Origin of the sequence: Streptococcus mitis, assembly GCF_002096755.1 — a bacterium.
In the GTDB taxonomy this organism is placed as follows: domain Bacteria; phylum Bacillota; class Bacilli; order Lactobacillales; family Streptococcaceae; genus Streptococcus; species Streptococcus mitis_AC.
In genome coordinates this window covers 46,553-60,953 of sequence record NZ_NCVF01000020.1, presented here as the reverse complement: position 1 = coordinate 60,953, position 14,401 = coordinate 46,553, and the positions used below count along the sequence as shown (strand labels likewise).

Sequence of the window (14,401 nt, the reverse complement as noted above, 5' to 3'; positions counted from 1 at the left end):
GTAGCTAGATGTCATCTAAGGTTATTGTTACAATTTTCGGTGCGAGTGGAGACCTGGCTAAACGCAAGCTCTACCCTTCCCTTTTTAGACTATATAAATCCGGCAATCTTTCCGAGCACTTTGCAGTCATTGGAACTGCTCGTCGTCCTTGGAGCAAGGAATATTTTGAATCTGTTGTAGTCGAATCGATCCTTGATTTGGCAGATAGTACTGAACAAGCTCAAGAGTTCGCTAGCCACTTCTACTATCAAAGTCATGATGTCAATGATACGGAACACTACATTGCTTTACGTCAATTGCAGGCTGAACTAAATGACAAGTACCAAGCTGAACACAACAAGCTCTTCTTCTTGTCGATGGCTCCTCAGTTCTTTGGAACCATTGCAAAACACCTCAAGTCTGAAAACATTGTGGATGGTAAAGGTTTTGAACGCTTAATCGTTGAAAAACCATTTGGTACAGATTACGCAACTGCAAGCAAGTTGAATGACGAGCTCCTAGCAACATTTGACGAAGAACAAATTTTCCGTATTGACCATTATCTTGGTAAGGAAATGATCCAAAGCATCTTTGCAGTTCGCTTTGCAAACTTGATTTTTGAAAATGTTTGGAACAAAGACTTTATCGATAATGTTCAAATTACCTTTGCGGAGCGCTTGGGTGTAGAAGAACGTGGGGGATACTATGACCAATCTGGTGCCCTCCGTGACATGGTCCAAAACCACACTCTACAACTCCTTTCTCTCCTTGCTATGGACAAGCCAGCAAGCTTCACAAAGGACGAGATTCGTGCCGAAAAGATTAAGGTCTTTAAAAACCTCTATCATCCAACTGATGAAGAGCTTAAAGAACACTTTATCCGTGGTCAATATCGCTCTGGTAAGATTGATGGCATGAAATATATCTCTTACCGTAGCGAGCCAAATGTAAATCCAGAATCTACAACTGAAACCTTTGCATCTGGTGCCTTCTTTGTAAACAGCGATCGCTTCCGTGGTGTTCCTTTCTTCTTCCGTACTGGTAAACGTCTGACTGAAAAAGGAACTCATGTCAACATCGTCTTTAAACAAATGGATTCTATCTTTGGAGAACCACTTGCTCCAAATATTTTGACCATCTATATCCAACCAACAGAAGGTTTCTCTCTCAGTCTAAATGGAAAGCAAGTAGGAGAAGAATTTAACTTAGCTCCGAACTCACTTGATTACCGTACAGATGCGACCGCAACTGGTGCCTCTCCAGAACCATACGAAAAATTGATTTATGATGTCCTAAATAACAACTCAACTAACTTTAGCCACTGGGATGAAGTTGGTGCGTCGTGGAAATTGATTGACCGTATCGAAGAACTCTGGGCTGAAAATGGTGCCCCACTTCATGACTATAAAGCTGGAAGCATGGGACCTCAAGCTAGCTTTGACTTACTTGAAAAATTCGGTGCCAAATGGACTTGGCAACCAGATATCGCCTATCGTCAAGATGGTCGTTTAGAATAAAAAAAATTCCTGCAAGTTTATGCCTTGCAGGATTTTTACTTCTGATTAGATTAAGCCTTCCAAGAGACCCTTCATAAAGTTTTCTGAGTTAAACTCTCCAATATCATCGATTTTTTCACCAAAACCAATCAATTTTACAGGAATATTAAGTTCTTCTCGGATGGCTAGAACAACACCACCTCGAGCAGTTCCATCAATCTTAGTCAAGACAATTCCTGTCAAAGGGGTAATTTTTGAAAATTCTTTGGCCTGTACCAAGGCGTTTTGTCCAGTTGAAGCATCGAGTGCCAGGAAGGTTTCATGTGGTGCTTCTGGTAAGACACGTTTGATAATACGACCAATCTTTTCCAACTCGGCCATGAGGTTGTCCTTGTTTTGCAGACGACCAGCGGTGTCAATCATGAGAATATCGATACCTTCAGCCACGGCACGTTCCATTCCATCAAAGACTACACTGGCTGGGTCAGCTTTTTCAGGTCCAGTCACAACTGGAACGTCTACACGACGACCCCATTCAGCTAGCTGGGCTACAGCCCCTGCACGGAAGGTATCTGCCGCAACCAACATAACTTTCTTACCCGCTTGTTTGTAGCAGTGGGCTAGTTTTCCGATAGAAGTTGTTTTCCCAACACCATTAACACCGACGAAGAGCATGACTGTCAAGCCCTCTTGGAAGTGGATGCTTTCATCGTAGTTACCATCCTTTTCATAAAGCTCAACCAATTTCTCAATGATGACACGACGTAGTGCGTCAGGTTTCTTGGCGTTTTCAAGCTTGGCTTCGTAGCGTAGCTCCTCCGTTAAGTTAGAAGCGACTTGGACACCAACGTCACTCATAATTAGCAGTTCTTCCAATTCCTCGAAGAATTCTTCGTCAACAGAGCGGAAGTTAGCAAAGAAGGCATTCAAGCGGGCACCAAATCCTGAACGAGTTTTCTTGAGACTACGGTCATATTTTTCCTGAACGGTTTCTTCTGCTTGAGGAGTTTCTGGTTCAAGAACTTCAATGCTGTTTTCTTCTTCATCTTCTATGAACTCAGGATTTTCTTCCTCAGTAATTTCTTCTTGATGAACCTCTACAGCTGGCTCTGAATCCAGACTTTCTTCAACTGTCTCTTGATTTTCGTCTTCTTCAAACACAGCTTCTTCAGAACTTTCAACTTCTGCTTCTTCATGAGGAAGTTCCTCAGCTTCTGTTAAGGCAGGCTCAACATCTTCAGACAAATCAAGATTTTCCAGAGCTTCTTTTACAACTTCTTCGATTTTAGGTTCTTCTTTTTTTCCGAATAGACGGTCAAACAATCCCATATCTTAGTTCTCCTTTAGCGCATATTCTTCGATAGCCCAAGCAACAGCCTCTTCATCATTGGTCATTGGAGTCACTACATTTGCGACTGCCTTGACTTCAGGAACAGCGTTTTGCATGGCAACACCGATCCCTGCCCACTCAATCATAGAGAGGTCATTGGCCTCGTCACCACAAGCCATGACTTGGCTTTGGTCGATTCCAAGATGGCTGATTAGTTTTGCCAAACCTGTTGCTTTATGAACATTCTTTGGTGACCACTCTAGCAACATTTCACGTGATTTAAAGATTTCATATTGGTCAAACAATTCTGGAGAAATCTTCTGAATAGCTGCATCCAAGGGTTCTTGAGCAAAGGCAGTCACACACTTATTGTAGGTCATCTGACTAGACAAGTCTTCAAAGTCCACTGGAACAAAAGTCAATGCTGGATTGAATTTGGCATAAAGACTTTCTTGGTCCGATTGGATTTGATAAACAGTTCCTTCTGAGATGGCATCAAGAGGCAGTGATAATTTCTCTGTTTCTTCATACAAGCGTGCCACATCATCATATGAAAAGACTGTTTTATCAAGGATTTCACCTGTATTTTTCTGAACTAAACCTCCATTAAAGGTAATCGTATACTCATCTTCATGGCCGTCAGTCCCTAGCTCATGGAGAAAGTAATCCATAGCTTTTAAAGGGCGACCAGTTGTCAATACGACCTTGATACCACGATCACGCGCAGCTTTCAAGGTTGCCTTGGTGCGATCCGTCAGCCTTTTATCAGTAGTCAGCAAGGTCCCATCCAAGTCCAATGCAATCAATTTTATATCTGCCATTATAAACCCTCCATATAAGCGATAACCGACTGGTCCTTATGGTGACCAATCACTGTCTCTGCTAATTCTAAAATTTCAGGTCGTGCATTTTCAGGAGCTACAGGATGTCCCACAACCTGCATCATATGCAAGTCATTTAGATTGTCTCCAAAAGCCATAACCTGATTCATTGTGATGCCAAGTTTTTTAGCCAATTCAACAATGGCCACTCCCTTATCGACATAGTCCAGAACAATATCAATGGATTCAAAGCCAGTTGTCATGGCCTTAACCCCAGGGACATTATCGTTTACCCAAGCTTCCCCAGCTTCTAGCGTTTCTTCTGTGAAGTTGGTTGTAAATTTGAAAATGTCATCTGTGATAGCTTCCAGACTCGCTACTTTTTGGATATTTTCATTATAGTGCTGGCTCACTTTCAAATAGGTCTCATCAACCGTATCTAGAACATAAGCTCCCTTTTTTCCCGTCAAGAGCAGTTTATTGATATCTACATAAGGTGAAGTTTTCAGCCTTTCAAAAGTTGATAGATAAAACTCACGAGACATAGTCGCTTCATACAAGTCCTGACCTTGATATTCTACCAAACTGCCATTTTCCGCGATGAAAATAATGTCATCACGAACATCAGCAAATAATTTTTCTAGAGACAGAAATCCGCGCCCCGAAGCTACCGCAAAGTAAATCCCTTTTTCCTTGTAGGAAACCAAGAGATACTTGAGGCGGTCCATATCAAAGCGTCCATTCCCATCTAGAAAAGTTCCGTCCATATCCGTTGCTACTAGTTTAATCATAAAATCTTTCTTACTCCGATTAGTAAATCTACCTCCTATTATACCATAGATAAGTAGAAAAAGGATTAGTCTATCAGCTTTGCTTCTCTTTTATCCTTCTCTACTAGCTAGTGCTGTTTCTAACTTTTAAAAAAGCTCGTAAAATTAAAATCGTGCAACTTTTTTCAGATACTTTTAAAAGATTGATTTCATTATCTGTTTCCTTTATACTAGATAAAAAGGAGATTAGTATGTCAGAAACAAATCACGAAATCGATTCAAATTTTGCAGGTCGTTTAAATATCCTACGAGCGGGTGTTCTTGGTGCCAATGATGGAATTATTTCCATTGCTGGTGTAGTTATTGGGGTTGCTAGTGCTACTAGCAATATCTGGATTATTTTTTTATCAGGTTTTGCGGCTATCTTAGCTGGTGCCTTTTCAATGGCTGGTGGAGAATATGTGTCCGTTTCAACTCAAAAAGATACTGAGGAAGCAGCCGTTGCACGTGAGCAGCTCTTGCTAGACCAAGATATGGAACTAGCCAAAAAATCCCTCTATGCTGCCTATATCCAAAATGGAGAATGTGAAACCTCTGCTCAACTCTTGACCAACAAGGCCTTTTTAAATAATCCTCTCAAGGCTTTGGTAGAGGAAAAATATGGGATTGAGTATGAAGAGTTTACCAATCCTTGGCATGCTGCTATCTCTAGCTTTATTTCTTTTTTCCTTGGTAGCTTACCACCCATGCTTTCAATTACCATTTTCCCAAGTGAATACCGCATCCCTGCTACCGTCCTTATCGCCGGTGTGGCCCTTCTTCTCACTGGTTACACTAGTGCCAAACTTGGAAAGGCTCCGACTAGAACAGCGATGATTCGGAACCTTGCTATTGGTCTCTTAACCATGGGAGTTACCTTTCTGCTAGGACAACTTTTCAGCATTTAATACTCTTCGAAAATCTCTTCAAACCACGTCAGCTTCGCCTTGCCGTATATATGGTTACTGACTTCGTCAGTTCTATCTGCAACCTCAAAGCAGTGCTTTGAGCAGCCTGCGGCTAGCTTCCTAGTTTGCTCTTTGATTTTCATTGAGTATAAAATACAAGAAATACCTCGATTTTGAAGTCGAGGTATCTTTTTTTTACATTTGGACAATCTTGCGATAGCTTCTTGAAGTAATCATGAAAATCAGCACATAGGCGATGAGGAAGATAGCGCAGATAGACAAGGTCACAATCAACATCATAGTCGTATCTATTACACCAATCACTTTTAAAATCAGGCTAAGCATATGGTAGGCAAAGGCTAGATGTATGAAGGCAAAAAGCAAAGGAAGGAAGAAAACAGTTAAAACCTGTTTGTTGATGGTTTGCTTGATTTGTTTTTGATCTAAACCGACTTTCTGCAAGATAATAAAGCGTTCACGGTCTTCGTAGCCTTCAGAAATTTGTTTGTAGTAAATGACCAGAACAGTTCCGACCATAAAGATAATGGATAGGAAAATACCGATAAAGAAGACACCACCAAAGAGGGCACTCATCTGAGAACTAGCATCTGCTAGATTGCTACCATACACATAGCTACCTTCCGTGTTTAATTGAGCATTAAACTGATCGAGGTATTTATCATACTCGTCAGCGACCTTGAGTTGTTCTTCTTCGCTGGTATTTACATTCATGCCTCCGTAAAACTGATTATAGATAGCCGAATCTGGGAATTGGTCCAAAAAGGCTTGTAAATCAGGAACAACAAGGTAATTGTAATCAGCAGTCAAAATATTAAACTGATTTGGGACATGGTTCACAATGAAATCTTTATTAAATTCTTCTTTGACAGAAAATTGATGATCATTTAGAGTTAGAGCTTTCTGTTCTTTAACTCCCTCATTCTTTGCAAAGAGTCCGACCTCATTTCCTGATAGAGACAATTTTTGGCCAGTCATATTTTCATAATCTTTTTGGTCAAATACCATGAAAACTGTTGTGGGTTGGACACGATTTTGTCCTTTTTCAAAAATAGTTAACTTGGTTCCTTCTTGATTCGCAACAGCAAAGTAAGTGTAACGAAGCACTTCTTTCTCTTTAATCTTATAACCTTTGTCACTTGCAAACTGGCTCAAGAGTTTGTCCAAATCTTCTTTTTCAACATTTTGTCCTGAAACCCCAAAATCATGAGGATTTAGAACTTTTTTAAAGGATTCTGCGGAATTGAAAATGCTTGTCGCTGCTGACATGGTTACCAAAACCATTGTTGACAAGATAGCGATGGTTGCTAGTCCAACCGCATTTTTCTTCATACGGAAAATCAAGTTGGAAACAGAGATGAGGTTATTAGGCTGGTAATAGTATTTCTTGTTTTTCTTCAAGATTTGAAGGAAAACGGTAATACCTGCATTGAACAAGAGATAGGTTCCAAAAATAACCAGCAAAACAGCTAGGAAGAAAGTTGTTAAGGCTGTAAGAGGATCTTTTACAGTAAGGGAAAGATAATATCCAATCCCTAAACTTATGGAACCAAGAATAGTTTGGAGAGGTAGGAAACGACCTTTTTTCTCTCCGCTTGCTTTCTCACGAGAGAGCTGGAGGGCATTCATACGGGCAATTCGAAGGGCATTCAGGAACATGAGGCCTAGGAAAATCAAACCAAAGACAACAAGTACTGTAATGACAACTTTCATCTGGAAAGTAGCGACTAGTTCTACCTTTAATTTCATCAGTTTGAGTAGGAAAGCGAAAATCAACTTGTCAAACAAGGCTCCAATACCGATACCTGCTCCAACAGTTAGAATCCCAAATACCACTAACTCCTTAAAGGTCATACTGATCAGGTGACGTTTCTCCAATCCCAACATGCCATAAATCCCCAGTTCCTTGGAACGGTTTTTCATGACAAAACTATTGGCATAGAGGACGATAATGGCTGACGCAAGGGTGACGACAAACATACCAAATCCAAGTGTAGCCTGAATGGTTGTTCCTCCACGGATTTCAGCAATCTTGGGATTGAAGGTTAGAGAGTAAAAAAGATAGGTGACGGTGACTGCCAAGAGAACAGCCAGCGCAAAAGGATAGTAGAGTTTGCGGTTTTTAATCAAGTTCGATACCGCTAACTTATTGGTTAATCGAAACATACTAATTCACCTCGCTTGCCATGACAGTCAAGGTATCAGAGATTTCTTGGAACATCTGACGCTCTGTCTTCTCTCCACGGTAGATTTGATTGTAAAGAATGCCGTCTTTGATAAAGAGCACGCGCTTGGCTCTGCTAGCTGCTGCCGTTGAGTGAGTTACCATGAGAATAGTTTGGCCGCGCTCATTGATTTCATCAAAGACATCAAGTAAGGCTGCAGATGATTTGGAGTCAAGGGCTCCTGTTGGCTCATCCGCAAGGAGAATTTCAGGTTCTGTGATGATGGCGCGTGCTACTGCTACACGCTGTTTCTGACCACCAGAAATCTCGTAAGGGTACTTCTCTTGCAATTGGTTGATACCTAGATTCTCAGCTGTCACCACCAATTTCTTCATCATCTCCGTAATGGGTCTTCTTGACAAGACAAGCGGAAGCAAGATATTATCCTTGACAGAAAGCGTATCTAGCAAGTTAAAGTCTTGGAAGACAAAGCCTAATTTTTCACGACGGAAGCTAGAAGCCTGTGAATTTTTAATGGTTGCTGTGTCTGTTCCATTAAGATAAACCTGCCCACGACTTGGTTTATCCAGCATAGCTAGAATATTGAGAAGAGTGGATTTACCAGAACCAGACTCACCCATGATGGCAACGTAGTCACCCTTTTCTACGGTAAAGTGAATATCCTTGAGGGCTTCTACTTGGTTGCCCTGAAAACGAGTTTTATAAATTTTTTGAACGTGTTTTACATCTAAAAGTGTCATGAGAATCTCCTTTCTTAATATCCCATCAAATGAAATGTTTCTTGCATCATTGCGCATCCCAGCTGAACACGCTCGATATCTTTGTGGCTTGGTTTTCTTGTTTTCTTCTGTAAGATTTGTTTCATGATGTTACTCCTTTGTTCTTTATGAGTCTAGTTTACATCAAAAACAGACCGCTTGCCATAACCTAACCTTACAAAAGAGACTTTAATCTTACATTTTTGTAAGATTGTGGGAAATGTAGATATTTTATTAAAAATATTTTATCATAAAAAGAAAGTAAGAAGAAAACCCTTGCAGATACAAGGGTTCAAAAATTTTAAAATAGATTAATCGAATTCATAGACTAACAGTAAAATAACTGTTTCTACCTCACCAAAACCAGCCTTCATTATCGTCAATGGCTTGGGCTTCTTTGCGTTTGCGTGGGCCTGTTCCGTACATTTCTGCTTCGATTTCTTCCTTGGTAGGCATGATAGAAGCTAGGATGATATAGATAATCACGCCAAGTCCAAAGTTTGCGACTGTAAAAATAGCAAATAGAAAACGAACAAGGGTAACATCAAAATTCCACTTGTCTGACAGACCTGCCAAAACTCCTGAAATCATGCGATTTCGTCTCATTTTATAAAATTTACTGTTCATGATATTTCCTCTTTCTGCTATGTTAAACATAGTATATCACAGGTAGGCTCGGCTTTCATCAGTCCTCAGGCTGATTTATTAGTAGCAATTTACCTCGACAAAGTCCACAGCGATAGCGTTTAGTATCAATCCTTCTCTTGCGATGATAAGCTTGCTGGCAGGATTGACAACGATAGAGCTTGAGTGGTTTAGAGTGGCTATTTGGCAAGGTTGGTACAAAGCGTAATCCATCCACTGCTTTCAACAGTTCCTTAAAATCCTTATCCTTGTGTTGATAGCCCTTCCCTTGAAAATAGAGGTGATAATGACAGAGTTCATGTCGGACAATTTTCCTAAAAACATCCAACCCCAATTCCTGATAAACCTTGGGATTAAAATCCAAATGCCCATCTTTTGGGAAAAATCGCCCACCTGTCGAACGTAGACGAGAATTCCACTGAGCTTGATGGATAAAAGGTCTACCGAAGTCTCCTAGTGAAACCTGCTTAACGTAATCAGTCAGTTTCATTTGGAGCTAGCAGCGACAGATTGACTTTTTCACGTTCAGTATCGATTTTCTTGACCCAAACGGTCACCAAATCACCAACGGACACTACTTGGCTAGGATGTTTGATAAATTTGCGACTCATGTGAGAAATATGAATCAAGCCGTCCTCGTGAATCCCGATATCAACGAAGGCACCGAAATCAACAACGTTACGCACCACACCTTCTAGCTTCTGACCGACAACAAGATCCTTGATATCCAGTACATCTTGACGGAGAACTGGAGCATCAAAAGAGTCACGGAAATCTCGACCTGGTTTGAGAAGATCTGCAATGATATCTTTAAGAGTTTCGGGACCAAGGTCTAGCTCTTGCGCCATTTCCTTGATTGAAAGCGACTTGAGTTTACTTTGGGCTTCTTCGTTTAGGTCTTTAATATCTAAACGCTTAAAGAGTTCTTTGACAGCAGTATAGTTCTCTGGGTGAACTCCTGTATTATCAAGGATATTGCTACTTTCAGGTATACGAAGGAAACCAGCTGCCTGTTCAAAAGCCTTGGCCCCCAGACGAGGAACTTTCTTGATTTGAGCGCGTGAAGTGATTTTTCCTTCTTCCTCACGGTATTTGACGATATTTTCAGAGATGGTTTTATTGAGTCCAGCGACATGGGAAAGAAGAGCTGGGCTGGCCGTATTGACATTGACACCGACTTGGTTCACCACTGTATCCACGACAAAATCCAGACTTTCAGACAACTTCTTCTGGCTGACATCGTGCTGGTACTGACCGACACCAATTGACTTAGGATCGATTTTGACCAATTCAGCAAGGGGATCTTGCAAACGCCGGGCGATAGAAATAGCCGAACGTTTTTCAACGGTCAAGTCTGGAAACTCCTGACGAGCAAGCTCGCTGGCAGAATAGACAGAAGCACCACTTTCATTTACGATGACATAACTAACCTCAGGAAAATCTTTAAGAACTTCCACCACAAAGGCTTCACTTTCACGACTGGCCGTTCCATTTCCGATGGCAATAATCTCTACACCGTATTGACCAATCAAGTCTGCCAGATCTTTCTTGGATTCTTCGATTTGACGAGCAGAGGCTGGTTTGACAGGATAAATGACCTGAGTTGTCATCATTTTTCCTGTTGCATCCACGACAGCTAGCTTGGCACCTGTACGAAAGGCAGGGTCAAATCCTAGAACCACGCGCCCTTTCAATGGAGCAACCAAGAGGAGATTGCGTAGATTGTCAGAAAAGAGTTGGATAGCTCCTTCTTCTGCTTTTTCAGTCAATTCTGTCCGAATACGGCGCTCGATAGCAGGCAAGACTTTTTTCTTAACAGATTGCTGAACCACTTCATCAATATAAGCATTTTTCACCTTGAAACGAGTAGCAAAGAAGGCAAGAATACGGTCCGTCGCATGTTCAAAACCGACCTTCAAGACACCTAGCTTCTCCCCACGATTGAGGGCTAAGGTACGATAGCCTTGCATATTTCCAACTGTCTCTGAAAAATCATAGTAAATCTGAAAGACCTGCTTTTCATCGAGACTTTCATCCTTAATTTGAGAAGTAAGTTTAGAGTGTCTCAGCACCTCCTGATAAGTCATGGCGCGCAGTGTAACATCTTCCGATAAGGCTTCGACCAAGATATCAACTGCACCAGCCAAAGCTTCCTTCCCATTCGCAAATCCTTCACAGACAAACTTCTCAGCTTCTTTCTCTAAGTCAGTTACATTCTGCAAGATTAAGCGAGCAAGTGGGAAAAGCCCTGCTTCACGGGCAATGGTTGCCTTGGTCCGACGCTTTTCCTTGTAAGGAAGATAGAGTTCTTCAACGTCTGCTAATTTTTCGGCAACTAAGATAGCTTCTTCCAACTCCTTGGTCAACTTGCCTTGTTCTTGAATCTTAGCTAAAACAGCTTCCTTACGGTCGTTGAGATTTGTCAGACTTTTATCCAAGTCGATAATGGCCTTAATTGCCACCTCATCCAAACTACCAGTCATGTCCTTGCGATAACGCGCTATGAAGGGAATTGTCGCCCCTTCAGCTGTCAAACTTAGAACTGTATCAATTTGCTTTAACGTTACACCCAAATCCTGGGAGATTTTTTCATATTTTTTATCCATGAATCTATTATACCACAAGGTAATATTATTCAAATTATCTCTTACAATTTTAAAACATAAGTTGGGAAATAAATTTACTTCATTTCAATATTCTATTCATTGAGAAGGTTGCAATTTAATTCTAATAGTTTACAAAAGGATTAGTGATTAATTGCACTGTTTTTATTTTTGACAAAACGCTTTATAAAGCTATTTGTTGAAGTTAACGAATCAATTTTCAGAGCAAATAAAAAACCACAAGCCTGAGCCTGCGGAGGGGATAATCTTTTTTGAAATTTTTAAACAAAAAAGGAGCATTTAAGCTCCCTCCTTCGAAATAACGGACACTTGGCTGGTCGGTGTACCCAGCATCTCAGATACCTTTTTCAAGGTGCGGCAGGAACCTTTCTGCCCTCAAATGTCTTTCGTTAGTGTTATTCTAGCACTATCTACTTTTTTTGTCAAGCTTTATCAATCTACCAGACTTAATACGACTTTGTAACTTGTAATCTTGTAAACGATACATGGTCGGAACATAAAAGAAATCGCCACTTTTATGTAACTTAATCGCAACAAGAACATTATCATCAAATCTTTTTACGTATTCAAAACTAGCATCTTTCTCTCGTGGATTGACCCCAACGAAATCTGGATTCCTTAGTATGAGTTCCAGATCTTCGATATGATGAATCACATCATTGTGATGGCATTTTATCATATGGCTTCTTAAACCTTCTTTGTTAACTTTGATATCACTGGCTTCAAGAACAATATTAAAAATTTCTTTTACTTCGTCGGTCACCTGACCGATTTTTTCGTGTTCCATCATTTCCTCCGTTATTCCACAACTATTATAGTGTATATTAGGATATATCAAGCTCTATTATTCGTTAGATACTCAATTTTAACTTTTCCCTTTTCCTCAAAATAATAGTATAATAGAGGTAGAATTTAGAATCGAGGTACACCTATGGCTGTAAAATTTACAAAAACGGACGACTTGGACAAGATGTTTGAAGAGTTTGCTAAACTCCCTGATTTGAAACAAGTCACTTTCCCTGATGACAAAGAGAAAAAATCCAAAGCAGAAAAGAAAAACTAGATGACTGCTTTCCAACAACTCCCTTCTAGTTTGCTTCAGACTGGGGCTATTTTTCTCTCTATAATCATTGAAGCCCTACCCTTCGTTCTGATAGGAAGTATTGTTTCAGGGCTAATTGAGGTTTATATCACACCTGATAAGGTTTATCATTTTCTCCCTCGAAATCGTTGGGGGAGAATCTTTTTTGGGACCTTTGTCGGGATGCTTTTCCCTTCTTGTGAATGTGGGATTGTCCCCATTATCAATCGTTTTCTGGAAAAAAAGGTTCCCAGTTACACGGCCGTTCCCTTTCTCGTAACAGCACCTGTCATCAATCCCATTGTTCTATTTGCGACCTATTCTGCCTTTGGCAACTCCTTCCATGTCGCTCTGTTACGAGCTCTAGGTTCCATTCTTGTAGCTGTGATACTTGGGATTTTTCTAGGATTTTTCTGGCAAGAACCGATTCAAAAAGAAAATCGGTTGGCCTGTCATGAGCACGATTTTTCTCACTTGAGCCCTGCAAAAAAAGTTTTTCAGGTCTTTGTGCAAGCAATTGATGAATTTTTTGATACGGGACGTTATTTGGTATTCGGCTGTCTCTTTGCCTCTATGATACAGGTCTATGTTCCGACTCGGATTCTGACTTCTATCAGCGCAACCCCTCTTTTTGCCATCCTGCTCTTGATGCTTTTGGCCTTTCTTCTTTCGCTCTGTAGTGAAGCCGATGCTTTTATCGGGGCTTCTCTTCTCTCGAGTTTCGGCTTAGCACCAGTTTTGGCCTTTCTCGTCATTGGCCCAATGCTGGATATCAAAAATATTCTCATGATGAAAAATTACTTGAAAGCACGATTTATCAGTCACTTCATAACGATTGTGACACTCGTTGTCTTAGTATATTCTCTATTGATTGGAGTCATTCTATGATTCGATTTTTAGTTTTAGCTGGCTATTTTGAACTGACCATTTATCTCCATCTGTCGGGCAAATTAAACCAGTACATCAACATGCACTATTCCTATCTGGCCTATATTTCCATGGTACTTTCCTTTATTTTGGCAATTGTTCAACTGTATATCTGGATGAAGCCAGTCAAAACCCATAGTCATCTGAATAGCCGATTAGCTAAAGGAACTAGTATTGCTCTTCTTGCCATTCCAATTGTCGTCGGCTTAACTTTCCCAACTGTTAGCTTGGATTCTCAGACCGTTTCTGCCAAAGGCTATCATTTCCCCTTATCAGAAGGCACTGATCAAGCCATTCAGACCAGCGAAGGGACGACAAGCCAATATTTGAAACCAGATACCAGTTCTTATTTTTCAAAATCAGCCTATGAAAAGGAGATGCGAACGGCAGCAGATAAATACTTGTCCCAAGATAGTATTCAGATTACGAATGAAAACTATATGGAAGTCATGGAGGCTATTTATGACTATCCAGATGAATTTGAGGGCAAGACAGTCCAGTTCACAGGCTTTGTCTATAATGACCCCAGTCATGCTGATAGTCAATTTCTGTTCCGCTTCGGCATTATCCACTGTATCGCAGATTCCGGTGTCTATGGATTGCTGACCAAGGGAAATACCCGTCAGTATGAGAACAACACCTGGATAACAGCCAAAGGAAAACTGGTCAATCACTATCATAAAGAACTCAAACAAAACCTCCCAACCTTGGAAATCGATAGCTTTACTAAAGTCGATAAACCAGAGAATCCCTATGTGTATCGCGTGTTTTAAAAAAGTAGCCTGGAAAGGGCTACTTTTTCTATTTAGAAATAAGAAT

The 14,401-nt window shown here is 40.6% G+C and carries 14 protein-coding genes; 5 read left to right on the top strand and 9 right to left on the bottom strand.

Going from position 1 to position 14,401, the window contains the following annotated elements; all coding sequences use genetic code 11:
- Positions 1-8: 8 nt before the first annotated feature.
- Positions 9-1,496, top strand: a complete 1,488-nt coding sequence (gene zwf, locus B7700_RS03110) for a glucose-6-phosphate dehydrogenase (protein WP_000096104.1) — start codon at positions 9-11, stop codon at positions 1,494-1,496.
- 45 nt (positions 1,497-1,541) lie between these two features.
- Here the strand turns inward: zwf and ftsY are convergent, their stop codons facing one another.
- From ftsY to B7700_RS03095, 3 genes are read right to left on the bottom strand one after another with little or no spacing between them, the layout of a single operon-like run.
- On the bottom strand, positions 1,542-2,804 hold the full coding sequence (gene ftsY / locus B7700_RS03105) for a signal recognition particle-docking protein FtsY (RefSeq protein WP_084887070.1): 1,263 nt from the start codon (positions 2,802-2,804) through the stop codon (positions 1,542-1,544).
- 3 nt (positions 2,805-2,807) lie between these two features.
- Positions 2,808-3,626: a Cof-type HAD-IIB family hydrolase gene (locus tag B7700_RS03100; protein ID WP_084887068.1), complete on the bottom strand. Its 819-nt coding sequence runs from the start codon at positions 3,624-3,626 to the stop codon at positions 2,808-2,810.
- A complete protein-coding gene (locus B7700_RS03095; protein WP_084887065.1) occupies positions 3,626-4,417 on the bottom strand; it encodes a Cof-type HAD-IIB family hydrolase in 792 nt (263 codons plus the stop codon). Before B7700_RS03095 ends, B7700_RS03100 begins: the two co-directional genes overlap by 1 nt.
- 230 nt (positions 4,418-4,647) lie before the next feature.
- Here B7700_RS03095 and B7700_RS03090 point away from each other — a divergent pair, with 230 nt between their 5' ends.
- A complete protein-coding gene (locus tag B7700_RS03090) occupies positions 4,648-5,343 on the top strand; it encodes a VIT1/CCC1 transporter family protein (protein WP_084887063.1) in 696 nt (231 codons plus the stop codon).
- Positions 5,344-5,538: 195 nt separating this feature from the next.
- Here B7700_RS03090 and B7700_RS03080 read toward each other — a convergent pair whose 3' ends face one another.
- The 6 genes from B7700_RS03080 to B7700_RS03055 all read right to left on the bottom strand — a co-directional run bounded on the left by B7700_RS03080 (position 5,539) and on the right by B7700_RS03055 (position 12,361).
- Positions 5,539-7,527: an ABC transporter permease gene (locus B7700_RS03080; protein ID WP_084887058.1), complete on the bottom strand. Its 1,989-nt coding sequence runs from the start codon at positions 7,525-7,527 to the stop codon at positions 5,539-5,541.
- 1 nt (position 7,528) lies between these two features.
- Positions 7,529-8,287: an ABC transporter ATP-binding protein gene (locus B7700_RS03075; protein WP_000173358.1), complete on the bottom strand. Its 759-nt coding sequence runs from the start codon at positions 8,285-8,287 to the stop codon at positions 7,529-7,531.
- A gap of 372 nt (positions 8,288-8,659) precedes the next feature.
- The gene (locus tag B7700_RS03070) at positions 8,660-8,932 is read right to left on the bottom strand and encodes a PspC domain-containing protein (RefSeq protein ID WP_001085044.1); all 273 of its coding nucleotides are present in this window, start codon (positions 8,930-8,932) and stop codon (positions 8,660-8,662) included.
- A 58-nt stretch (positions 8,933-8,990) separates the two neighbouring features.
- Positions 8,991-9,440, bottom strand: a complete 450-nt coding sequence (locus B7700_RS03065) for a SprT family protein (RefSeq protein ID WP_084887056.1) — start codon at positions 9,438-9,440, stop codon at positions 8,991-8,993.
- The gene (locus B7700_RS03060) at positions 9,427-11,556 is read right to left on the bottom strand and encodes a Tex family protein (protein ID WP_084887054.1); all 2,130 of its coding nucleotides are present in this window, start codon (positions 11,554-11,556) and stop codon (positions 9,427-9,429) included. Before B7700_RS03060 ends, B7700_RS03065 begins: the two co-directional genes overlap by 14 nt.
- Before the next feature lie 424 nt (positions 11,557-11,980).
- Positions 11,981-12,361, bottom strand: a complete 381-nt coding sequence (locus B7700_RS03055; RefSeq protein ID WP_084887052.1) for a PBECR3 domain-containing polyvalent protein — start codon at positions 12,359-12,361, stop codon at positions 11,981-11,983.
- A 144-nt stretch (positions 12,362-12,505) separates the two neighbouring features.
- Between B7700_RS03055 and B7700_RS11410 the strand changes: the two genes are divergently transcribed.
- Genes B7700_RS11410 through B7700_RS03040 form a run of 3 tightly spaced genes read left to right on the top strand, consistent with a single transcriptional unit; the run spans position 12,506 to position 14,355 of the window.
- Positions 12,506-12,637, top strand: coding sequence for an SPJ_0845 family protein (locus tag B7700_RS11410; protein WP_084887050.1), 132 nt, complete (start codon positions 12,506-12,508; stop codon positions 12,635-12,637).
- The gene (locus tag B7700_RS03045; RefSeq protein ID WP_084887048.1) at positions 12,638-13,543 is read left to right on the top strand and encodes a permease; all 906 of its coding nucleotides are present in this window, start codon (positions 12,638-12,640) and stop codon (positions 13,541-13,543) included.
- Positions 13,540-14,355 carry a TIGR03943 family putative permease subunit gene (locus B7700_RS03040; RefSeq protein ID WP_084887046.1) on the top strand — a complete coding sequence of 272 codons (816 nt, stop codon included), beginning with the start codon at positions 13,540-13,542 and terminating at the stop codon, positions 14,353-14,355. Before B7700_RS03045 ends, B7700_RS03040 begins: the two co-directional genes overlap by 4 nt.
- Positions 14,356-14,401 lie beyond the last annotated feature (46 nt).

What these genes read in the sequence shown, in the direction of transcription:
- B7700_RS03060 (WP_084887054.1), bottom strand. Translation starts at nt 11,556, where the DNA reads ATGGATAAAAAATATGAAAAAATCTCCCAGGATTTGGGTGTAACGTTA.
- B7700_RS03040 (WP_084887046.1), top strand. Translation starts at nt 13,540, where the DNA reads ATGATTCGATTTTTAGTTTTAGCTGGCTATTTTGAACTGACCATTTAT.
- B7700_RS03075 (WP_000173358.1), bottom strand. Translation starts at nt 8,287, where the DNA reads ATGACACTTTTAGATGTAAAACACGTTCAAAAAATTTATAAAACTCGT.
- ftsY (WP_084887070.1), bottom strand. Translation starts at nt 2,804, where the DNA reads ATGGGATTGTTTGACCGTCTATTCGGAAAAAAAGAAGAACCTAAAATC.
- B7700_RS03090 (WP_084887063.1), top strand. Translation starts at nt 4,648, where the DNA reads ATGTCAGAAACAAATCACGAAATCGATTCAAATTTTGCAGGTCGTTTA.
- B7700_RS03080 (WP_084887058.1), bottom strand. Translation starts at nt 7,527, where the DNA reads ATGTTTCGATTAACCAATAAGTTAGCGGTATCGAACTTGATTAAAAAC.
- B7700_RS03070 (WP_001085044.1), bottom strand. Translation starts at nt 8,932, where the DNA reads ATGAACAGTAAATTTTATAAAATGAGACGAAATCGCATGATTTCAGGA.
- B7700_RS03045 (WP_084887048.1), top strand. Translation starts at nt 12,638, where the DNA reads ATGACTGCTTTCCAACAACTCCCTTCTAGTTTGCTTCAGACTGGGGCT.
- B7700_RS03065 (WP_084887056.1), bottom strand. Translation starts at nt 9,440, where the DNA reads ATGAAACTGACTGATTACGTTAAGCAGGTTTCACTAGGAGACTTCGGT.
- B7700_RS11410 (WP_084887050.1), top strand. Translation starts at nt 12,506, where the DNA reads ATGGCTGTAAAATTTACAAAAACGGACGACTTGGACAAGATGTTTGAA.
- zwf (WP_000096104.1), top strand. Translation starts at nt 9, where the DNA reads ATGTCATCTAAGGTTATTGTTACAATTTTCGGTGCGAGTGGAGACCTG.
- B7700_RS03095 (WP_084887065.1), bottom strand. Translation starts at nt 4,417, where the DNA reads ATGATTAAACTAGTAGCAACGGATATGGACGGAACTTTTCTAGATGGG.
- B7700_RS03100 (WP_084887068.1), bottom strand. Translation starts at nt 3,626, where the DNA reads ATGGCAGATATAAAATTGATTGCATTGGACTTGGATGGGACCTTGCTG.
- B7700_RS03055 (WP_084887052.1), bottom strand. Translation starts at nt 12,361, where the DNA reads ATGGAACACGAAAAAATCGGTCAGGTGACCGACGAAGTAAAAGAAATT.